21 protein-coding genes, 1 other RNA gene and 1 pseudogene are annotated in these 20,477 nt (G+C 66.6%); 16 read left to right on the top strand and 7 right to left on the bottom strand.

Annotated elements, in window-relative coordinates; translation table 11 throughout:
- The first annotated feature begins 78 nt into the window (after positions 1–78).
- The 7 genes and pseudogenes from IAE34_RS21595 to IAE34_RS24815 all read left to right on the top strand — a co-directional run bounded on the left by IAE34_RS21595 (position 79) and on the right by IAE34_RS24815 (position 7,274).
- Entirely contained in the window at positions 79–522 is a 444-nt protein-coding gene (locus IAE34_RS21595) for a MarR family winged helix-turn-helix transcriptional regulator (RefSeq protein ID WP_200140988.1), read from the top strand.
- Positions 519–2,606, top strand: a complete 2,088-nt coding sequence (locus tag IAE34_RS21590; RefSeq protein ID WP_200140987.1) for an FUSC family protein — start codon at positions 519–521, stop codon at positions 2,604–2,606. Before IAE34_RS21595 ends, IAE34_RS21590 begins: the two co-directional genes overlap by 4 nt.
- Complete coding sequence (locus IAE34_RS21585; protein ID WP_200140986.1) at positions 2,603–2,815, top strand: DUF1656 domain-containing protein; 213 nt, start codon at positions 2,603–2,605, stop codon at positions 2,813–2,815. Before IAE34_RS21590 ends, IAE34_RS21585 begins: the two co-directional genes overlap by 4 nt.
- Positions 2,812–3,687, top strand: coding sequence for an efflux RND transporter periplasmic adaptor subunit (locus IAE34_RS21580; RefSeq protein WP_200140985.1), 876 nt, complete (start codon positions 2,812–2,814; stop codon positions 3,685–3,687). The genes IAE34_RS21585 and IAE34_RS21580 overlap by 4 nt, the downstream gene beginning before the upstream one ends.
- Positions 3,684–5,102, top strand: a complete 1,419-nt coding sequence (locus tag IAE34_RS21575; protein ID WP_200140984.1) for an efflux transporter outer membrane subunit — start codon at positions 3,684–3,686, stop codon at positions 5,100–5,102. Before IAE34_RS21580 ends, IAE34_RS21575 begins: the two co-directional genes overlap by 4 nt.
- A gap of 198 nt (positions 5,103–5,300) precedes the next feature.
- A pseudogene (locus IAE34_RS24820) lies at positions 5,301–6,410 on the top strand (Cache 3/Cache 2 fusion domain-containing protein); the annotation flags it as partial.
- On the top strand, positions 6,408–7,274 hold the full coding sequence (locus IAE34_RS24815) for a methyl-accepting chemotaxis protein (protein WP_442793260.1): 867 nt from the start codon (positions 6,408–6,410) through the stop codon (positions 7,272–7,274). The pseudogene IAE34_RS24820 and the gene IAE34_RS24815, both read left to right, overlap by 3 nt.
- A 57-nt stretch (positions 7,275–7,331) precedes the next feature.
- On the opposite strand, the gene hglS is transcribed toward IAE34_RS24815, so the two are convergent.
- Both hglS and IAE34_RS21560 read right to left on the bottom strand, forming a co-directional pair.
- Positions 7,332–8,714: a 2-oxoadipate dioxygenase/decarboxylase HglS gene (gene hglS / locus IAE34_RS21565; protein ID WP_200140982.1), complete on the bottom strand. Its 1,383-nt coding sequence runs from the start codon at positions 8,712–8,714 to the stop codon at positions 7,332–7,334.
- A gap of 123 nt (positions 8,715–8,837) precedes the next feature.
- A complete protein-coding gene (locus IAE34_RS21560) occupies positions 8,838–9,818 on the bottom strand; it encodes an NADPH:quinone oxidoreductase family protein (protein WP_200140981.1) in 981 nt (326 codons plus the stop codon).
- A 156-nt stretch (positions 9,819–9,974) separates the two neighbouring features.
- Here IAE34_RS21560 and IAE34_RS21555 point away from each other — a divergent pair, with 156 nt between their 5' ends.
- Entirely contained in the window at positions 9,975–10,379 is a 405-nt protein-coding gene (locus IAE34_RS21555; protein WP_200140980.1) for a flagellar basal body-associated protein FliL, read from the top strand.
- Between the two features lie 45 nt (positions 10,380–10,424).
- Here IAE34_RS21555 and IAE34_RS21550 read toward each other — a convergent pair whose 3' ends face one another.
- The gene (locus tag IAE34_RS21550) at positions 10,425–10,877 is read right to left on the bottom strand and encodes an EVE domain-containing protein (protein WP_200140979.1); all 453 of its coding nucleotides are present in this window, start codon (positions 10,875–10,877) and stop codon (positions 10,425–10,427) included.
- Positions 10,878–11,050: 173 nt separating this feature from the next.
- Here IAE34_RS21550 and IAE34_RS21545 point away from each other — a divergent pair, with 173 nt between their 5' ends.
- A complete protein-coding gene (locus IAE34_RS21545) occupies positions 11,051–11,203 on the top strand; it encodes a hypothetical protein (RefSeq protein WP_200140978.1) in 153 nt (50 codons plus the stop codon).
- A 17-nt stretch (positions 11,204–11,220) separates the two neighbouring features.
- Here IAE34_RS21545 and IAE34_RS21540 read toward each other — a convergent pair whose 3' ends face one another.
- The 4 genes from IAE34_RS21540 to IAE34_RS21525 form a co-directional block, all read right to left on the bottom strand.
- Positions 11,221–11,829: a 5-formyltetrahydrofolate cyclo-ligase gene (locus IAE34_RS21540; protein ID WP_200140977.1), complete on the bottom strand. Its 609-nt coding sequence runs from the start codon at positions 11,827–11,829 to the stop codon at positions 11,221–11,223.
- A 96-nt stretch (positions 11,830–11,925) separates the two neighbouring features.
- A non-coding RNA gene (ssrS, locus tag IAE34_RS21535) (6S RNA) lies at positions 11,926–12,104 on the bottom strand.
- 17 nt (positions 12,105–12,121) lie between these two features.
- A complete protein-coding gene (locus IAE34_RS21530) occupies positions 12,122–12,445 on the bottom strand; it encodes a cell division protein ZapA (protein WP_200140976.1) in 324 nt (107 codons plus the stop codon).
- A complete protein-coding gene (locus tag IAE34_RS21525) occupies positions 12,442–12,699 on the bottom strand; it encodes a TIGR02449 family protein (RefSeq protein WP_200140975.1) in 258 nt (85 codons plus the stop codon). Before IAE34_RS21525 ends, IAE34_RS21530 begins: the two co-directional genes overlap by 4 nt.
- Before the next feature lie 106 nt (positions 12,700–12,805).
- On the opposite strand from IAE34_RS21525, the gene IAE34_RS21520 reads away from it, so the two are divergent.
- From IAE34_RS21520 to IAE34_RS21490, 7 genes are all read left to right on the top strand, one after another.
- Complete coding sequence (locus IAE34_RS21520) at positions 12,806–13,360, top strand: YecA/YgfB family protein (RefSeq protein ID WP_200140974.1); 555 nt, start codon at positions 12,806–12,808, stop codon at positions 13,358–13,360.
- 22 nt (positions 13,361–13,382) lie between these two features.
- On the top strand, positions 13,383–14,717 hold the full coding sequence (gene pepP, locus IAE34_RS21515; RefSeq protein WP_200140973.1) for a Xaa-Pro aminopeptidase: 1,335 nt from the start codon (positions 13,383–13,385) through the stop codon (positions 14,715–14,717).
- On the top strand, positions 14,714–15,913 hold the full coding sequence (gene ubiH, locus IAE34_RS21510; protein ID WP_200140972.1) for a 2-octaprenyl-6-methoxyphenyl hydroxylase: 1,200 nt from the start codon (positions 14,714–14,716) through the stop codon (positions 15,911–15,913). Before pepP ends, ubiH begins: the two co-directional genes overlap by 4 nt.
- Complete coding sequence (locus IAE34_RS21505; RefSeq protein WP_200140971.1) at positions 15,910–16,392, top strand: DUF4442 domain-containing protein; 483 nt, start codon at positions 15,910–15,912, stop codon at positions 16,390–16,392. Before ubiH ends, IAE34_RS21505 begins: the two co-directional genes overlap by 4 nt.
- A 9-nt stretch (positions 16,393–16,401) precedes the next feature.
- Positions 16,402–17,619, top strand: a complete 1,218-nt coding sequence (locus IAE34_RS21500) for a 2-octaprenyl-3-methyl-6-methoxy-1,4-benzoquinol hydroxylase (RefSeq protein ID WP_200140998.1) — start codon at positions 16,402–16,404, stop codon at positions 17,617–17,619.
- Positions 17,620–17,750: 131 nt separating this feature from the next.
- Complete coding sequence (locus IAE34_RS21495) at positions 17,751–18,755, top strand: extracellular solute-binding protein (RefSeq protein ID WP_200140970.1); 1,005 nt, start codon at positions 17,751–17,753, stop codon at positions 18,753–18,755.
- Positions 18,756–18,831: 76 nt separating this feature from the next.
- The gene (locus IAE34_RS21490; RefSeq protein ID WP_200140969.1) at positions 18,832–20,454 is read left to right on the top strand and encodes an ABC transporter permease; all 1,623 of its coding nucleotides are present in this window, start codon (positions 18,832–18,834) and stop codon (positions 20,452–20,454) included.
- Positions 20,455–20,477: the final 23 nt, after the last annotated feature.

Raw genomic sequence — 20,477 nt, 5'->3', positions numbered from 1 at the left:
CGTTTCGAGTTGACGAAAGGGGGAGGCCGGGGCGTATATTGATAGTTAGCAAACTATGATTATCCTCGGTTCTCGTCCATGACTCTCGACGCACTGCACCTGAATGTCAGCAGCGGCCTGGTGGTTGCCGCTCGCCATTGGCGGCGACTCTGCCATGCCGCGCTGACGGGCTACGGCATCTCCGAAGCCTGTGCAGTGCCGCTGCTGATGATCCGACGCCTTGGCGATGGCGTGCACCAGGTGGCTGTCGCCCAGGCCGCCGGCCTGGAGAGCCCATCGCTGGTGCGCCTGCTCGACCAGCTGTGCAAGGCGGGCCTGGTGGACCGTAGCGAGGACCCGCTCGACCGCCGCGCCAAGGCGCTGAGCCTGACCCGCGAAGGGCGCACGCTCGCCGATGTCATCGAGGACGCGCTGGTGCGGCGGCGCCGCGAGGTGTTGCAGGACATCTCGCCGGCCGATCTCGAGGCGACCTTGAGGGTGCTGCGTGCCTTCGAAGCCGCTACCCAGGCCACGCCCTCGTGAAGGGCTTCTTCAGCTCGGTGCCGCCTGCACGCGACTGGTTCTACGGCGTGCGCACTTTCGCCGCCTCGATGATCGCCTTGTACATCGCCCTGCTGATGCAGTTGCCGCGGCCCTATTGGGCGATGGCCACGGTGTACATCGTCTCGAGCCCCTTCGTCGGGCCGACCAGCTCCAAAGCCCTGTACCGTGCCGTGGGCACCTTGCTCGGGGCAGGCGGGGCGGTGCTGCTGGTGCCGCCGCTGGTGCAATCGCCATTGCTGCTGAGCATCGCCATCGCCTTGTGGACCGGCACCTTGCTGTTCCTCTCGCTGAACCTGCGCACGGCCAACAACTACATGTTCATGCTGGCCGGCTATACCCTGCCGATGATCGCCCTGGCGGTGGTGGACAACCCCCAGGCGGTGTTCGACGTGGCCTCGTCGCGGGCCCAGGAGATCTGCCTGGGCATCGTTTGCGCGGCGGTGGTAGGGGCGATCTTCTGGCCTCGCCGCCTGGCGCCGGTGGTGGTTGGGGCCACGGGCAAGTGGTTCGGCGAGGCGATCCGCTACAGCGACCTGTGCCTGGCCCGCGAAGCGGCCGCCGAACAGATCGCCACGCTGCGCAGTTCGATGGTGGCCACGTTCAATAGCCTGGAGCTGATGATCGGTCAGCTCGGCCATGAGGGCGCTGGCCCGCACACCCTGAAGAACGCCCGCGAATTGCGTGGGCGGATGATCCACCTGCTGCCGGTCATCGATGCCCTGGACGATGCTCTGGCGGCCCTTCAAGCTCGGGCGCCGGCACTGTACACGCAGATCGAGCCTTTGCTGGGAGAGGCTCGCACCTGGCTCGCAGGCACCGCCGAGCAGCCCTCGACGCCGCGCTGGAGTGCTTTGAAGATGCACCTCGCGCAGCATCAGCCCGAGCCGGATGCGCTGGATCAGCGCCAGGCGCTGCTGCTGTCCAATGCGCTGTACCGGCTGGGCGAATGGGTCGACCTGTGGCAAGACTGCTGCGCCTTGCAGCATGCCTTGCGCGAAGACGACCCCCGGCCCTGGCGAGCGGTGTACCGGCATTGGCGCCTGGGGCGGCTGACGCCCTTCTTCGATCGCGGCCTGATGGTGTATTCGGTGTCCTCCACCGTCATCGCCATCGTGGTGGCCTGTGGGCTATGGATCGGCCTGGGCTGGAACGACGGCGCCAGCGCGGTGATTCTCGCCGCCGTGGCATGCAGCTTCTTCGCCTCCATGGACGACCCGGCGCCGCAGATCTACCGCTTCTTCTTCTGGACGTTGATGTCGGTGATCTTCTCCAGCCTCTACCTGTTCCTGGTGCTGCCCAACCTTCACGACTTCGCCATGCTGGTGCTGGTGTTCGCCGTACCTTTCATCGTCATCGGCACTCTCACCGTGCAGCCGGCGTTCTACCTGGGCACCTTGCTGACCATCGTCAACACCTCGACCTTCATCAGCATCCAGGGCGCTTACGACGCCGACTTCTTCACCTTCCTCAACTCCAACCTGGCAGGGCCGGTGGGGCTGCTGTTCGCCTTCATCTGGACCCTGGTGATGCGGCCATTCGGCGTGGAGCTGGCGGCCAAGCGCATGACGCGCTTCGCCTGGCGCGACATCGTCGAGATGACCGAACCGGCGACCCTGGCCGAACAGCGCAAGGTCGGCGTCCAGATGCTCGACCGCCTCATGCAGCACCTGCCCAGGCTTGCCCAGACCGGCCAGGACAATGGTGTGGCGCTGCGCGACCTGCGCGTGGGCCTCAACCTGCTCGACCTGCAGGCCTATCTGCCTCGGGCGGGTGAAGAGGCCCAGGCTCGTCTGCGCACGGTGCTCGAAGAAGTGGGCGCCCACTACGCCGCGTGCCGGCGCGCTGGCGAGCGCCTGCACGCCTCGCCAGCCCTGCTGCGGCACATGGAGCGGGCGCGTCTGGCGCTGGTGCAGGATCGACTGAACGAGCGTGGCGAGCCTCGTGTCCATCTGCTGCATGCCCTGGCCGGCCTGCGCCTGGCCCTGCTGCCGGGCGTCGAGGTGACCCTCGAAGCCGACCCGCAAACCCAACTGCCCCCTGCAATCGACGGAGCACCGCTGTGATCGGCGAAGTGGACATCAGTGGGGTCTTCCTGCCCACGCTGCTGGTGATGATGCTTGGCACCTACCTGCTATTCCTGGGCCTGCACGCGGTGCTCGTGCGCCTGCATTTCTACCGCCTGGTCTGGCACCGGGCGTTGTTCAACGTCGCTCTCTACGCCGTGCTGCTGGGTACGGTGGATCATTTTTGTCGAAGCCTGATGCTGCCATGAAAAAACCGTTGTTGACCTTGGGCCGCGTGGTCCTGACTGTGCTCGTGGTGACCTTCGCCGCCGTGCTGGTGTGGCAGATGGTCGTGTACTACATGTTCGCGCCCTGGACCCGCGACGGGCACATCCGTGCCGACGTGATCCAGATCGCCCCGGACGTCTCCGGGCTGATCCAGCAGGTGGGCGTGCGCGACAACCAGGTGGTCAAGCGTGGCGATGTGCTGTTCACCATCGACCAGGACCGCTTCGCCCTGGCGTTGCGCCAGGCCCAGGCGAGCCTGGCCGAGCGTCAGGAGACCCTGGCCCAGGCCGCCCGCGAAACCCGGCGTAACCGCAAGCTGGGCAACCTGGTGGCCGCCGAGCAGCTCGAGGAAAGCCAGTCGCGCGAAGCCCGCGCGCGCTCGGCGGTGAGCGAGGCCCAGGTGGCGGTGGACACCGCCAGGCTCAACCTGGAGCGCTCGGTGATACGCAGCCCTGTGGACGGCTATCTCAACGATCGCGCACCGCGCGCCCACGAGTTCGTGACTGCGGGCCGCCCGGTGCTGTCGGTGGTCGACAGCGCTTCGTACCATGTCGACGGTTACTTCGAAGAGACCAAGCTCGGTGGCATCAACGTCGGCGACGCCGTGGACATCCGCGTGATGGGCGACGACACCCGTCTGCGCGGCCACGTCGAAAGCCTCTCGGCCGGGATCGAGGACCGCGACCGGGTGAGCGGCGCCAACCTGCTGCCCAACGTCAACCCGGCCTTCAGTTGGGTGCGGCTGGCTCAGCGGATTCCAGTGCGCATCGCCTTCGACGAGGTGCCGGCGGACTTTCGCATGATCGCCGGACGTACCGCGACGGTGTCGATCGTCGAGGGGCAGCGGCCATGAAGCGCCTGTTGCTGACGACCCTGGCGCTGGCGCTCGGCGCCTGCTCGGCGGTCGGCCCCGACTATCAGGTGCCGAAGGATGCCGCGGTGCAGCGCAATGACCTGAACGGTCCCTTGCGCCAGGACCCTGCGAGCGTGGTGTCGGCTCCGGTGCCGCAGGACTGGTGGCAGCTGTATCAGGATCCACGTCTCGACGCCCTGGTGCGCCAGGCGCTGGCCGCCAACAGCGAGCTGCGGGTGGCCGCGGCGAACATCGCCAAGGCCCGCGCCCAGGTCGAGGTGGCCGAGTCCCAGGGCGGCTTCAGTGTCGGTGCCAAGGGCGCCGCGCAGCGCCTGCAGGAATCGGGCGAGGCGTTCCTGCAACCGGCCAAGGTGCCGGTGGCCGACATTGGCGAAGCGATCCTCAGCGTGTCCTACCAGTTCGACCTGTGGGGCACTTTCAAGCGCGGCACGGAAGCGGCCAAGGCCAATGCCGATGCGGTCCAGGCCGCTGCCGACACGGCCCGCATCACCCTGGTGGCGGATGTGGTCAAGGCCTACACCCAGGTGTGCTCGGCCAACGAGGAGGTCGAGATCGCCCGGCAGTCTCTGGCCCTGCAGGAGCAGAGCGTGCAACTGAACCAGCGGTTGCGCGATGCCGGTCGGGGCGACGAGACCCAGGTGACCCGCTCGCAGACTCAGTTCAAGTCGCTGCGCGCCGAGTTGCCACGTTTCCAGGCCGAGCGCGAGGCGGGCCTCTACACCCTGGCGGCGCTGCTGGCCCGGCCCGTGGAGCAATTGCCCGCCGGCACCGCCGAGTGCGCCGAACTGCCACACCTGGCCCAACTGGTGCCGGTGGGCGACGGCGCCGCGCTGCTCAAGCGCCGTCCGGACGTGCGTCAGGCCGAGCGCCAACTGGCCGCGGCCACGGCGAACATCGGCGTGGCCACCGGTGCGCTGTATCCCGACATCAGTTTCGGCGCGCAGGTCGGCACCATCGGCATGCTGGACAACCTCGGCGAGCCCTCCACCAACCGCTGGGGCTTTGGCCCGCAGATCAGCTGGACGCTGCCGACCAACGGTACCCGCGCACGCATCCGCGAGGCCGAGGCTTCCACCCAGGGCGCCCTGGCCCACTTCGATGGCGTGGTGCTCAACGCCCTTCGCGAAACCCAGACCCGCCTGGCTCAATACAGCGCCTTGCTGGAACGGCGCGAGGCCCTGGCCGATGCCGAGCGCTCGGCCCGGGACGCCGCCGACCAGACCCACAGGCGCTATCAGGCCGGCCGTGAATCCTTCCTCGCCGACCTTCAGGCCACCCGCGCCTACACCGATGTGCGGGCGCAGCTGGCGGCGGCCAACAGCCAGGTGACCATGGGTCAGATCGGTGTATTCCTCGCCTTGGGCGGCGGTTGGAAGGCCCACGTAGCCGACTGAACCAGGCCTGGATTCCGCGGAGCTATACACCGGGGAAAACGTTTGCGTATTTCCCTGCCCGCCACTCAAGTATTCATGTGCGACGCCGATCAACTGGCACCAGCGTCCCGGAAGAGGGCGCACATTTGCATCGATAACAAAAGCGGGTGGTCTGTGTGATCAGAGGAAGATCCCGGCCCCTAGCCAAGGAGCTTCGTCATGCCTCGCCCTCGTGCCCGCATCGCCTCGCAACTCGGTATCGCCCTGGCCATCGTGCTGGCGTTGGTGATTACCGGCAGTACCCTGTTCGCCCTGCGCTCGCTGGATGTCGCCAACCTCGCCACCCGCCAGCAGCATCTGGCCAGCGAGGCGCGGCTGCTCGCCGATCAGCTGGACACGTTCCATGGCTCGCTCAAGGACAACACCCAGCGCCTGAGCGGGCTGTTCGAGCGACGTTTCGCTTCTGGCCTGACCCTCAAGGCCGAGCAGAGCGTGCAGGTGGCGAATGTGGCCACGCCGGCTCTGTACCTGGGCGACCGACTGCTGAACAACGACCTGAGCATCGTCGACGAATTCCAGCAGATGACCGCCGGCATCGCCACGTTGTTCGTGCGCAGCGGCGACGACTTCGTGCGCATCGCCACCAACCTCAAGAAGCAGGACGGCAGCCGCGCCATCGGCACCCAGCTGGACCGCCAGCACCCCGCGTACGCGCGGTTGCTGGCCGGGCAGATGTACGTGGGTCGCGCCGTGTTGTTCGAGCGCAACTACATGACCCGCTACGTGCCGGTCAGCGACCGCAGTGGCCGAGTCATCGCCGTGTTGTTCGTCGGCTTCGACTACACCGATGCGCAGAATGCCCAGTTCGCCAACCTCAAGCGGTTCCGCATCGGCAAGACCGGCTCGCTGGCGCTGCTGGACAACCAGAACCAGTGGCTGGTGCCGCCGGCAGGTGTCGACGACGAGCGAGCGGCGGCCACCTCGGTGGTCGGCCTGGGTGAGAAGGGGCACTTCTGGAACAGTGGCCAGCAGCGCTTCTTCAGCGTGGTGCAGCCGTTCGCCGAAGGCCCGTGGACGGTGGTGGCGAGCATGCCGGAAGCGGAAATTCGCGAAGTGACCTGGAGCGTCGGCCTGCGCCTGGCGATCGGCAGCCTGCTGGCCATGATCCTGGCGGTGCTCGCAACCCTCTGGCTGCTGCGGCGCAAGCTACGCCCACTGGATGATCTGGTGCGCCAGGCCGAGGCGCTGGGTGCCGGCGACCTCAGCGCGCGCCTGGCCGTGACCAGCACCGACGAGATCGGGCAGCTGGCACGCAGCTTCAACCAGATGGCCGATGCCCTGGCCACCGTGGTCGCGCACATTCGTAGCGCCTCCGAGCAGGTCACCGCGCGCTCACGCTCGCTGGCCGGGCTGTCGTCGGGTGCCTGTGAAGGCATGGAGCAGCAGTCCGGCGAGATCACCAGCATGGCCGGTGCGGTGGAGGAGTTCAGCGCCACGTCGATGAATATCGCCGACAACATGGCGGGCACCGAACGCATGGCCCAGGACAATGCCCAGCAGACCCGTATCGGTCGCACCGCGATGGATCAGGCCTCGGCCTCGCTGCGCCAGATCGCCGAGGCGCTGGGCGGTACCGCCACGGTGATGGACAGCCTGGGTGCGCGCTCCCAGGAGATCGGCGGCATCGTTGGGGTCATCACGGCCATCGCCGAACAGACCAACCTGCTGGCGCTCAACGCCGCCATCGAGGCGGCGCGCGCCGGCGAGCAGGGCCGCGGCTTCGCCGTGGTCGCCGACGAAGTGCGCGGGCTGGCGGCGCGCACCCGTCAGGCCACCGAGGAAATTTCCACCATGATCGCCAGCATCCAGCAGCAGACGGGCCAGGCGATCAGCACCCTGGAACAGGGCAATCGCCTGATGCAGGACGGTCTGGAGCGCAACGACAAGGTCGCCGAGGCACTGGCGCGCATCGACGAGCAAAGCCGGGCGGCGGGTGAGCAATTCACCGTGATCAGCACCGCCACCCAGGAGCAGAGCAGCACCGCCACCCTGCTCAGTCGCAACCTGCAGAGCATCGCCCAGGCCAACAGCGAACAGCACCACGTGGCCAACGAACTGGCCTCGACGGCGCGCGAGCTCGAAGGGCTGGCAGAGCAGTTGCGTCAGGAAGTGGATCGGTTCCGCGTCGGTTAGGGCACCGTCAGTTGAGAGTCTTGGCAGCGGGGCCGGCCGACGGCCCCATCGGCGCCGCTACAGGGTGATCTGCAAGGCCTGGGCGCAGGCTTGCAGCGAGCGTCGTTCGCTCTGGGCGTAGAGCGCTAGTTCATCCTGCACGGGCAGGCCCAGCGCCGCTTCGAACGCCTCGCGGTTGGCGTTGCTGCCATACTCGGCCTGGACGTCGCCGCCCAGGTTGGACTGGAAGATCCCTGCCGCGCTCACCGGCAGGAAATCTTCGTAGACCAATGCCTCGTAGTGCACGTGACCCACGTCGATCAGCCCCTGCAAGGTCGAGGGACGATCGGCGCGCGTGCGCTCGGCCAGGCCTTTCTCGGTGGCGAAATAGCGGAAGTAGGCCAGCCCTTGTTCGCGCATCTGTGCCAGGTCGTCGGGGAACTCGGCGAAATGCCGGGCCAGCAACGCCTGATAGCGTTCGGCATTGCTCTCGGTGGGCGCCGTACCCAGTGCCTCGCGCGTGGCGTCGAGCAGTCGGTCGTAAAGACTACGCCCTTTCGGGGTCAGCGCAGCGCCGCGCTGTTCGATTTCGCCGAAGCGTGCCGTGTGGCTGCCCGGCGCGTCGCTGAAAGCCACGGTCTCCTGCAAGGCCTTGAAGCTGGTCTGGCGCAGCAGGATGGGGTGCTGACGGGTCGGCGGGCCTTCGACCACGGCCTTGGGCGAAATGCCCTTGGCCGGCATGCCGGCCTGGATCGCGTCGATGTCCAGGGTGCGTGGCGTCAGGTGGTTGATGTGCGGGCCCTTGAACGCCACCACATCGGCGATCAGCCGGTGCTGGTCATGCAATCGACGATACTGCGCCGCGCTCACGGTGGCCTGCTGGTGCCAGCGGAAGGTGTGCAGCGCCTGCTCGACGAAACGCTCGGCATCGGCCGCGCTCAGGCCGCCCTCGCGCTCGTGGCGCTCGATCAGCTCGAGCACGCCCGGGGTGAAGATCTGCCGTTTGGCGAGGATGCCGCGGGCCAGTTCGCGCAACGGCGCGTCGTCGATCAGTTCCAGGCGCAATAGGGAGGTGAAGACGCGAAATGGACTGACGTGCAGCGATCGCTCGTGCACCGCGCGAAAGGCGGTCGAGTGCACCGGGACGCCTGCTGGGCTCAGGTCGTAGTAGCCGACCGGGGTCATGCCCATGACGGCGAACAGGCGGGCGATGGTCGCCAGCTCCTCCGCCGTGCCGACCCGTATCGCGCCGTGTCGCTCCTGGTCCAGGCGTTCGATTTCGCCCGTCCAGCGCAGGGCCTGGGCGAGCGTGGGGCGCTCGGCCATGACCTGCCGGTTGATGTCGCCCACCAGCTCCAGTAGCGCGCCGTATAGCGGCACTTCCTGTTTGTACATGTGCGACATGGCGGCAGAAAATTGCGCGCGGATGTGGTCCGGGCTGACGAAATCGTGGGCGGGCATCGCTGACGTTCCTGAAGGTGATCGATACCCTTACATGAAAGCGGGGAATGGACTGGGCTCACAAGCGAAAAAAAGTGCGAGGGTCATTCCGTTTGCGATCGAACCTGCGGGCGTGATCGTCATTCACTCGCGCGTCAGCACCACCAGTTTGCCCATGGCCTGGCGCTGTGCCAGGCACTCGATGGCCTTGCCCGCCTCGGCCAGAGGATAGGTATGGGACACCAGCGGCTTTAGCAGGCCCTGGCTGTGCCAGTCGAACAGCTGCCTGAAATTGGCCGCATTGTCCTGAGGCTGGCGCTGGGCGAATGCGCCCCAGAATACCCCCAGGACCGCCGCGCCCTTGAGCAGCACCAGGTTGGCCGGCAACTGCGGGATCTCGCCGCTGGCAAAGCCCACCACCAGCAACCGACCCTTCCAGGCCAGGCTGCGCACCGCCTGGTCGAACAGCGTGCCGCCCACCGGATCGAAGATCACGTCCACGCCCTGGCCGCCGGTCAGGCGCTTGATCTCGTCCTTGAGGCTGTCCTGGGTGTAGTCGATCAGCTCGTCGGCTCCGGCCGCCTGGGCGACCGCCAGCTTCTGCGGGCTGCTGGCGGCGGCGATGACCCGTGCGCCCAGGGCCTTGCCGATCTCCACCGCCGCCAGGCCGACGCCGCCGGCGGCGCCCAGCACCAGCAGGGTTTCCCCGGCCTGCAGCTGGCCGCGCTGGGTGAGGGCGTGCATCGAGGTGCCGTAGGTCATGCCGAAGGCGGCCGCGGTGGTGAAGTCCATGTCGGCCGGGATGGGCAGCACGTTGTAGTGCGGCACCGCGACTTGCTCGGCGAACGCGCCCCAGCCGGTCAGGGCCATGACCCGCTGGCCCACTGCGAACCTGCCCGCCTTGTCGCCCACGGCAGCGATCACCCCCGCGGCTTCCCCACCGGGCGAGAACGGCAGTGGCGGCTGGAACTGGTACTTGCCCTCGATGATCAGGGTGTCGGGAAAATTCACCCCGGCGGCCTGTACGTCCAGCAGCACCTCGTTGGGCTTGGGTTGCGGATGGGCGATATCCTCCAGCACCAGGTCGCTGGCCGGTCCCAGGGTCTTGCACAGCACGGCTTTCATCGGACTATTCCTTTACGGGCATTGGCCGATAAGTGTAGGAAGGCGAGTGGGCGGGTCAACGAGCATGGCCCGCTCTGATGAGCCGGCATAAGCCCGGGCTTGGGTTTGAACGACTGGCTGGGTAAGCTGGCGCCAATTGTGTCGAGGAGCGAATTCGTGAAAGCGTGGATCTTGATGGTGCTGGCGCTGATGCTGCCGGTAGCGGCCCTGGGCGAAGAGGCCAAGGAAGGTGAGCCGAAGGTGGCCTACATCAGCCTGAGCCCGCCATTCGTCGGCAACTATGCGCTGGACGGCGGACCCAAACTACGGGTTTACAAGGCCGACGTGGCCTTGCGTGTGACCGGCGATGCGGCGGCGGCAGCGGTCAAGCACCACGAGCCGTTGATTCGCAACCAGCTGGTGGCGCTGTTCACCCAGCAGAGCGTGGACAGCATGAGCAACGTCGAGGCCAAGGAAGCCTTGCGCCAGGAAGCCCTCAAGCAGGTGCAGCAGGTGATGCAGGCCGAGGAAGGCAAGCCGATCGTCGAGGATCTGCTGTTCAACAACCTGATCGTGCAGTAGCGCCTGCCCGCGACGGCCGCTCGCCACTGCCCGGAGCCATCCGGCCTACCGCGCCAGCGCGCAGATGGCTTGCCACTGCGCGGCCGTGACCGGCATCACCGAGAGCCGGCTGCCCTTGTGTACCAGGGGCATCTCTTCCAGCGCCGCCTGCTGCTTGAGCAGCCCCAGGCCCAGCACCTGCGCGAAGGTGCGCACATGCTCGACCTCGACAGCGCTCCAGGGATTTTTCTCGGCACTGGCCTTGGCATCGAAATAAGGGCTGTGCGGGTCCAGCGCGGTTGGGTCCGGGTAGGCCGCCACGACGATCCGGCCCAGCCCGGCAATGCCCGGTTGCGGACAACTGGAGTGGTAGAAGCAGAATTCGTCGCCTAGGCTCATGGCCCTCAGGAAGTTGCGCGCCTGATAGTTGCGTACGCCGTCCCAGCGCGTTCGGCCGAGGCGGGACAGGCCTTCGATGGAGAGTTCGTCAGGCTCGGATTTCATCAGCCAGTAGGCCATACGGGGCTCCGGACAAGAATGGTAATAGGATGTTGCATCAAACCGACAGCCGGTTGGCGTCAACGTTTGCGTGTTGCCTCACGTTGTCGGAGAATGCGCCGATTTTAACGTCAGACGCTCCGGCCGCACTCAGAAGGCTGCCGAGCCCGATCAGTTTGCCGAGGGGGGCAACCATGAACAAACGCAAACCGGACCTGCTGTGGATCCTGGCCTTCATCTTCGGCCTGGGTGTGGTCACCACCGGTTATGCGCAGGGTTTGTGGGAGCGCAAGCTGGACGAGTCCTACCAGACGTCGGCCGTGTCCACCCCTCAGCAGCACCGCTGATTTTCGCGGCGCGGTCTTCAGGCCGACGCCAGGTACCAGCGACGGTCCGACACGGTTCCGCGCATCGGTACGTCCCACTGGGCCTGGGCCAGTCGCGGCACTTTCTGGCACTCGTGGGCCAGGCCCAGCAGATCGGGTTTCTTCCATGACTGGCGGCGGTTCTGGTAAGCCAGGCTGCGGTCATAGAAGCCTCCGCCCATTCCCAGGCGCGCGCCCAGCTCGTCGAACCCCACCAATGGCAGCAGAATCAGGTCCAGCGCCCAGATCGGCCGTTGGCGCTTGCGCTCGACCACCGGTTCCTCGATACCGAAGCGGTTGCGGCGCAGGCGCTCGCCCCGCTCGAAGCGCTGGAACACCATGCGCGTGCGCGGCCAGGCATGCAGCACGGGCAGGTAGGTGCGCTTGCCGCGGCGCTGCGCTTCGTGCAGAAGCAGGCGTGGATCGATCTCGCCGTCGTTGGGCAGGTACAGCGCAATGTGCCGGGCACGGCGAAACAGCGGATGCTGCGCCAGCTGGCGATACAGGCCGCGGGCGGCCTGGCGCTGCTGAACGGGGGTGAGGGCACGACGGGCGTTGCGCAGGGCGCGGCGCAACTGTGGGCGGGTGAGCGGCGCGGTGTCGGTCATGGCACGGGCGATCCCGAAGGCTGGCCGCCACAGGGGCGGCAGAGGATGGGCAGCAGAAGCGAAAATGCCCGCCGAAGGGGCGGGCATCCAGTATTCAGGCTCCCCGATAAGACCGCTATCGGTGTAGCCCTTGAACCCGAAAGTTCAAGGTGGAGATTGCAGGAAGCATTAAGGCTTTCCGTCGGGCGGACATGCACACCTGCTCCACGTGCAACCCCCGTGGTTGTGCGTATCGGCTCAGGGACATAACCGACTGGCGCATCCACCAGGGAGTGCGACCAGTATACCGATCTCAGTCTTTTTTGCTAACCGGATCGTCGGACAGCGCCTGGTCGACGCGTTCCAGCAGGTCGCGGACCTGTTCGCGGCGGGTGCCGGTGCCCTCGCCGGCACCGTCGGGACGTTCCTGACGGTGGAGCATTTCATGGGTGATGTTGAGCGCCGCCATCACCGCGATGCGATCGGCACCGATCACTTTGCCGCTGCTGCGGATCTCGCGCATCTTGCCGTCCAGGTAGCGCGCCGCGCCGACCAGGTTGCTGCGTTCCTCGGGCGGACAGATGATCGAGTATTCCTTGTCGAGGATCTGGACGGTGACGCTATTGCTTGAACTCATGAGTCTTGCTCCAGGGCCTTCAGACGCAAGATCATCGACTCGATCTTGTGCCGGGCGATCTCGTTCTTTTCGATGAGGTGGGCGCGCTCTTCGCGCCAGGACCGTTCCTGCGCTACTAGGAGTGCATTTTGCCGTTTTAGTTGCTCGACACGTGCAATCAGCAACTCGAATCGGCTCATCAGCGCCTGCAGGTCATTGTCTTGCGTGGGTTGCACTCGCTCCGCTCCTTCGTCGATCGCCTGGCGATCATGCATCTGCCCGAGCCGCGACGGCCGGCGCTGATGGTCTTGGCGCGCCTGCCGGTGCTAGGATACAAGGCCTTCATTCTAGTCATATGCGCCGTCTGGCGCCTAGCCGCCCATGCCCAATACCCAATCGCCGTATACCGCCTTCGCCACGTTGCTTTCGAGCAACGGTCATCCCGTCTCTCCTGCCGAGCTGCACGGCCTGCTGATCGGACGCAGTTGCGCCGGGGCTGGCTTCGATGCCGATGCCTGGTTGGCCGATGCCGCCCAGTTGCTCGAATCCGAGCCCGCCGACAGTGTCCGCAACGCCCTGATCGGCCTGCAGGAAATGGTCAAGGCCGAACTCACCGGCGAAGACGTCGCCATCGTCCTGCTGCTGCCGGGCGACGAACTGCCGCTGACCGAGCGCGCGACCGCCCTCGGTCAGTGGTGCCAGGGCTTCATCGCCGGCTTCGGCCTGAACGCCGGTGGCAAGGACCTGTCCACCGATGCCAAGGAAGTGCTGCAGGATCTGGTGGCCATTTCCCAGGTCCAGGAAGCGCTGGAAGAGTCCGAGGACGGCGAGAACGACTACATGGAGGTCATGGAGTACCTGCGCGTCGCGCCGCTGCTGCTGTACACGGAACTGGCCGCGCCCGTCGCGCCCGCCGCCAAGCCATCGCTGCATTGATCGTTTCGGGGATCGTTCGCCCATGAGCCACATACCCAAGGCCGAATACGCGCGTCGGCGCAAGGCGCTGATGGCGCAGATGGTCCCCGACAGCATCGCCATCCTGCCGGCCGCTGCGGTGGCGATCCGCAACCGTGACGTGGAGCACGTCTATCGTCAGGACAGCGATTTCCAGTACCTGAGCGGCTTCCCCGAGCCCGAAGCGGTGATCGCCCTGATCCCTGGGCGCGAGCATGGCGAGTACGTGCTGTTCTGCCGCGAGCGCAACCCCGAGCGCGAGCTTTGGGATGGCCTGCGGGCCGGGCAGGAAGGCGCCATCCGCGACTATGGCGCCGACGATGCCTTCCCCATCGCCGATATCGACGAGATTCTCCCCGGCCTGATCGAGGGCCGCGAGCGGGTCTACAGCGCCATGGGCAGCAATCCGGAATTCGACCGGCGCCTGATGGACTGGATCAACGTGATCCGCTCCAAGGCGCGCCTGGGTGCCCAGCCACCGAACGAATTCGTCGCCCTGGACCACCTGCTGCACGACATGCGCCTGTACAAGTCGGCGGCGGAAGTGAAGGTGATGCGCCAGGCCGCCGCCATCTCGGCGCGTGCCCACGTGCGCGCCATGCAGGCCTGCCGCGCCGGATTGCACGAGTTCAGCCTGGAAGCCGAACTGGACTACGTGTTCCGCCAGGGCGGCGCGAAGATGCCGGCCTACGGCTCGATCGTCGCGGCCGGGCGCAACGCCTGCATCCTGCATTACCAGCAGAACGATGCGCCATTGAAGAACGGTGATCTGGTGCTGATCGACGCCGGATGCGAGATCGACTGCTACGCCAGCGACATCACCCGCACCTTTCCGGTCAGCGGTAGGTTCTCGGCCGAACAGAAGGCCATCTACGAACTGGTGCTCGATGCCCAGCAGGCCGCCTTCGATGAAATCGCGCCGGGCAAGGACTGGAACCAGGCCCACGAAGCCACCGTGCGGGTCATCACCGAGGGGCTGGTACGCCTCGGCCTGCTCGACGGCGAGGTGCAGGCGCTGATCGACAGCGAAGCCCATCGTGCCTTCTACATGCATCGGGCCGGGCACTGGCTCGGAATGGACGTGCACGATGTGGGCGAATACAAGGTCGGTGGCCAGTGGCGCGTGCTCGAACCGGGCATGGCCTTGACCGTCGAGCCAGGCATCTACATTGCCCCGGACAACACCCAGGTCGCCAAGAAGTGGCGGGGTATCGGGGTCAGGATCGAGGACGACGTGGTGGTCACCCGAAAAGGCTGTGAAATCCTCACCTCGGGCGTGCCGAAAACGGTCGCCGAGATCGAGGCGTTGATGGCCGCCGCGCGCGAGGACGTCGCATGAAGCGCGTGAACCTGGCGATCATCGGTGGCGGACTGGTCGGCGCCAGCCTGGCGCTGGCCTTGCAGGCCGGTGCCAAGGCGCGCGGCTGGAGCATCCTGCTGATCGAGCCTTTCGCCCCCGGCGACGATTTCCAGCCCAGCTACGATGCGCGTTCCTCGGCGCTCTCGTTCGGCACCCGGCAGATCTATGCACAGCTCGGCCTCTGGCCGGCCATCGAACAGCGTGCCGAGCCGATCCTGCAGATCCAGGTGTCCGACCGTGGCCGCCTGGGCGCTACCCGCCTGGACGCACAGGACGAAGGCGTGCCGGCGCTGGGCTACGTGGTGGAGAACGCCTGGCTGGGCCAGTGCCTGTGGCAGGGCCTGGACCGCGAGGTGGTCAGTTGGCGCTGCCCGGCCGAGGTCAAGGCGATGCAGCCACTGGCGGGCGGCTACCGCCTGCAATTGGACGACGACACCAGCGTGGAGTGCGATCTGGCGATCCTGGCCGACGGCGGCCGCTCTGGCTTGCGCGAGCGATTGGGCATCCACGTGCGCAGTACGCAATACGAGCAGAGTGCGCTGATCGCCAACATCACGCCCGGCGCCGCGCACCGCGGCCAGGCCTTCGAGCGCTTCACCGAGCAGGGGCCGATGGCCCTGCTGCCGTTGCCGGACGACCGCTGCGCGCTGGTCTGGACCCGTCAGGGCATGGACGCGCAGCGGTTGGCGCAGGTCGACGAGCGGACGTTCCTCAGCGAATTGCAACAGGTCTTCGGCTACCGCCTCGGCGCCTTGCGCCAGGTCGGCGCGCGGCATCTGTATCCGCTGTCGCTGATCGAAGCCCAGGAACAGGTGCGCCCGAATCTGGTGGTGCTGGGCAATGCGGCCCACAGCCTGCACCCGATCGCCGGGCAAGGCTTCAACCTGTCGCTGCGTGACGTCCAGGCCCTGGCCGAGGTGCTGCTGGCAGGCCCGCAGGTCCCTGGCGACCTGGCCACGCTACAGGCCTACCGACAACACCAGCAACGCGACCAGGCCCTGACCATCGGTTTCTCCGACCAGGTTACCCGGCTGTTCGGCAGCGGCCAGCCGGTATTGACCGCCGGTCGCAACCTGGGGCTGCTGGGGCTGGATCTGCTGCCCCCGGCGAAAAGCTGGTTCGCCCGCCAGGCCATGGGCCTGGGCACCCGCGCCGACCTCCGAGGCCTGGCATGAGTGACGCCCGCAGGCTCGCCCGCCGTGCGCGTCTGCTGCGCTGGCTGTTGAACCTTTATCCGCCTTACCTGGGCGCCGGCATCCGTGTCCAGCGCATCAGCCCGGACCTGCGCAGCGTCAAGGTGCGCATGGGCCTGACGCGCTGGAACCGCAACTACGTCGGCACCCAGTTCGGTGGCAGCCTCTATTCCATGGTCGATCCTTTCTACATGCTGCTGCTGATCGAGCAGCTGGGCAGCGACTACATCGTCTGGGACAAGGCCGCCAGCATCGACTTCATCGCCCCGGGCAAAGGCCCGGTGTATGCCGAGCTGCGCATCGACGACGCGCTGCTGGACGACATTCGCCAACAGACCGCCCAGGGCAAGAAGTGCCTGCCACGGCTACAGGTCGACATCCGTGACGGTGCGGGCGAGTTGGTGGCGCGGGTCGACAAAACCCTATACGTGCGGCTCAAGCCGCAAGCGAGGCAGGCATAACCCATGGACATGCGCGCGGATCTGTTGATTGTCGGTGCCGGCATGGTCGGCAGTGCCCTGGCCCTGGCGTTGCGCCACAGTGGCTTGCAGGTGCTGCTGGTCGATGGCGGGCCGTTGTCGGTCAAACCCTTCGATGCGGCGGCGGCCTTCGAGCCGCGGGTCAGTGCTCTGTCGGCGGCCAGCCAGCGCATTCTGGAGCGTCTTGGCGCCTGGCAGGGTATCGCCGGGCGCCGGGTCTCGCCCTACTCGGACATGCAGGTGTGGGATGGCAGCGGCACCGGGCACATTCAGTTCTGCGCCGCCAGCGTCCATGCCACGGTCCTCGGCCATATCGTCGAGAACCGCGTGGTCCAGGATGGCCTGCTGGAATGCCTGCTCGACAGTGAGGTCGGCCTGGTGCCCAACGGCCGGCTGGAGCAACTGCGCCGGTCAGGTGACGAGTGGCTGGTGACCCTGGCGGACGGTCGGCGCCTGCGTGCGCCGCTGGTGGTCGCCGCGGACGGCGCCAACTCGGCCGTGCGCCGTCTGGCGGGCTGCGAGACCCGCGAGTGGGACTACCTGCACCATGCCATCGTCACCAGCGTGCGCTGCAGCGAGGCGCACCGCGCCACGGCCTGGCAACGCTTTACCGACCAGGGACCGCTGGCCTTTCTGCCCTTGGTGCACGAGCAAGGCCAGCACTGGTGCTCGATCGTCTGGTCGACCACGCCCGAGCAGGCCGAGCGGGCCATGGCGCTGGACGATGCGGGGTTCTGCCAGGCCCTGGAGCGTGCCTTCGAAGGGCGCCTCGGTCAGGTGCTGCAGGCCGACCCGCGCGTGTGCGTGCCGCTGCGTCAGCGCCATGCCAAACGCTATATGGACGAAGGCCTGGTGCTGATCGGCGATGCCGCCCACACCATCCATCCGCTGGCGGGGCAGGGGGTCAACCTGGGCTTTCTCGATGCGGCCGTGCTGGCCGAGGAACTGGTGCGCGCCAGCGAGCGCGGCGAGCGCCTGGCCGATGTGAAGGTGCTCAGCCGTTACGAGCGCCGGCGCATGCCGCACAACCTGGGCCTGATGGCCGCGATGGAGGGTTTCGAGCGGCTGTTCCAGGCCGATTCGCTGGCGCTGCGCTGGCTGCGCAACGCCGGACTGAAGCAGGTCCAGGACCTGCCAGGGGCCAAGGCCTTGTTCGTGCGTCAGGCCTTGGGCCTGAGCGGTGATCTGCCGGCGCTGGCCAAGGCCTGAGCAACCGGCTGCCGGCGCCTGTGGCCGAGAGGTCGCCGACACCGCTGCAACATCCGGTAACTGCTCCAGGGGTGAGTGGGCAAATGAGATTCACTACCCTTTGCCCCTCACTTCTTCGAGGAGCACCCTGCATGTCGCCGCGCAAGCCCCTGTTCGCCGCTCTGGCGCTGACCCTGTTCACAGGCACCGCTCAGGCGGCCGACGACGAAGTGGTGGTGTATTCCTCGCGCATCGACGAGCTGATCAAGCCGGTCTTCGATGCCTACACGGCCCAGACGGGTGTCAAGGTCAAGTTCATCACCGACAAGGAAGCGCCCTTGATGCAGCGCATCAAGGCCGAAGGGCAGAACGGCGTAGCCGACCTGCTGCTCACGGTCGATGCCGGCAACCTGTGGCAGGCCGAGCAGATGGGTATCCTGCAACCGATCGAGTCGGACATCATCGACCGCAACATTCCTCCTCAATACCGCGCTGCCTCCCATGCCTGGACAGGTCTGAGCCTGCGGGCGCGCACCATCGTCTACGCCAGCGACCGGGTCGAGCCGTCCGAGCTGAGCACCTACGAGGCGCTGGCCGATGCGAAATGGGAAGGCCGCCTGTGCCTGCGAACGGCGAAGAAGGTCTATAACCAGTCGCTCACGGCCACGCTGATTCAGGCCCATGGCGAGGCCGAGGCCGAGAGGGTGGTCAAGGGCTGGGTCAACAACCTGTCCACCGATGTGTTCTCCGATGACAACGCCGTGATCCAGGCCGTGGCAGCGGGCCAGTGCGACGTCGGCGTGGTCAACACCTACTACTATGGTCGCTTGCACAAAGCCGACCCGAACCTGCCGGTGAAGATCTTCTGGCCCAACCAGGCCGACCGCGGTGTACACGTCAACCTGTCGGGTATCGGCCTGACCAGGCACGCACCCCATCCAGAGGCGGCGAAGAAGCTGGTCGAGTGGATGACTGGCGAGCAGGCGCAGAAGCTGTTCGCCGACATCAACCAGGAGTTTCCGGCCAATGCGCAGGTCAAGCCGTCGGAGGAGGTCGCGGCCTGGGGCAGCTTCAAGGCCGACAGCCTGCCGGTGGAAGTGGCCGGCAAGCGTCAGGCCGAAGCCATCCGCCTGATGGATCGGGCTGGCTGGCACTGACCGCAAGGCCTTATGCTTCAGGGCTCGAAAAGGCCCTGGTGCAGGGCGGTCATCGTCGCAAGCGAGATTTCTAGCTGTGTCCCACTCCTCCCAACGCCGCTGGTATCTGCCGGTCTCGCTCATCGCCGCACTGGTGCTTCTGCCCCTGAGCGTACTGGTGCTGTCGTGGCAGTCGATCGACGCACAGATCTGGTCGCACCTGCTCGACACCCAGATAACCCGCCTGCTGGGCAACACCCTGACGCTGGTGCTCGGGGTCGGTATCGGCGTGACGCTGCTCGGCGTGAGCCTGGCGTGGCTCACCAGCCTGTGCGAGTTTCCCGGCAGACGCTGGCTCGACTGGGCGCTGATGTTGCCCTTCGCCATACCTGCCTATGTCCTGGCGTTCGTCTTCGTCGGGCTGCTGGATTTCGCAGGTCCTGTGCAGAGCGCGCTGCGCGAGGTGTTCGGGCCGCTACGCCTGCCACGGGTGCGTTCCACCGGCGGGGTGATCGTGGTGCTGGTGCTGGTGTTCTACCCCTATGTGTACCTGCTGGCACGCAGCGCATTCCTTGCCCAGGGCCGCGGCCTGATGGAGGCGGCACGGGTGCTCGGTCAGACGCCCCTGCAAGCCTTCTGGCGGGTTGCGCTGCCCATGGCGCGGCCGGCCATCGCAGCCGGCATCGCTCTGGCGCTGATGGAAACCCTGGCGGACTTCGGCGCAGTGGCAGTGTTCAACTTCGACACCTTCACCACGGCCATCTACAAGACCTGGTATGGCTTCTTCAGCCTGTCCAGTGCGGCGCAGCTGGCCAGCCTCCTGCTGCTGGCGGTGATGCTGGTGCTGTATGGCGAGCGCCGGGCCCGAGGTGCGACGCGTAGCCCCAGCGAGAGACCGCGCGCTCAGGCGCTGTATCGCCTGAGCGGTCTGAAGGCCGTGGCTGCCAGTGGCTGGTGTCTGCTGGTGTTCGCCTGCGCGTTCGTCATCCCGGTGCTGCAGCTGTTGGCGTGGTGCTGGCAGCGTGGCCGTCATGATCTGGACGAACGCTACGTCGGATTGATCCTGCACACGCTCTATCTGGGCGCCATGGCCGCCTTCATCACGGTGTGCGTGGCACTGCTGCTGGCTTTCGCCCGTCGGCAATGCTCCAGCCGAGCGATCGGCGCTGGTGTGGCGGTCGCCAATCTGGGCTACGCCTTGCCCGGATCGGTCCTGGCGGTGTCGATCATGCTGGCCTTCAGCTATTTGGATAACCGGCTGGTGATACCCTTGTCCAGTTGGTTGGGCGGGGCTGGCAAGCCGCTGTTGCTGGGCAGCGTGTCGGCGTTGCTGTTGGCTTATCTGGTGAGATTCATCGCCGTGGCCTATGGACCTCTGGAAAGCGGGCTGGCGCGTATCCGGCCCTCTTTGCCGGAAGCTTCGCGCAGCCTCGGCGTCTCTGGCCCGCGATTGTTTTTCAAGGTTTATCTGCCACTGCTGGTGCCTGGCGTGCTGAGCGCCGCCTTGCTGGTGTTCGTCGACGTGCTCAAGGAAATGCCGGCAACCCTGCTCATGCGCCCGTTCGGCTGGGATACGCTGGCCGTGCGGGTATTCGAGATGACCAGCGAAGGTGAGTGGGCACGCGCCTCGCTACCGGCACTGACACTGGTGCTGGTGGGGTTGCTGCCGGTCATTGCGCTGATTCGCCGCTCCGCGCGTCGGCCCGGACAGGCGCGCTGAGGGTGTCAGCCTCGGCCCTTGCC

The organism is Pseudomonas sp. S30 (genome assembly GCF_016518545.1).
Classification (GTDB): Bacteria; Pseudomonadota; Gammaproteobacteria; order Pseudomonadales; family Pseudomonadaceae; genus Aquipseudomonas.
The sequence above is the reverse complement of the archived record's forward strand: the minus strand, read 5'-3'. Positions and strand labels throughout refer to the sequence as shown.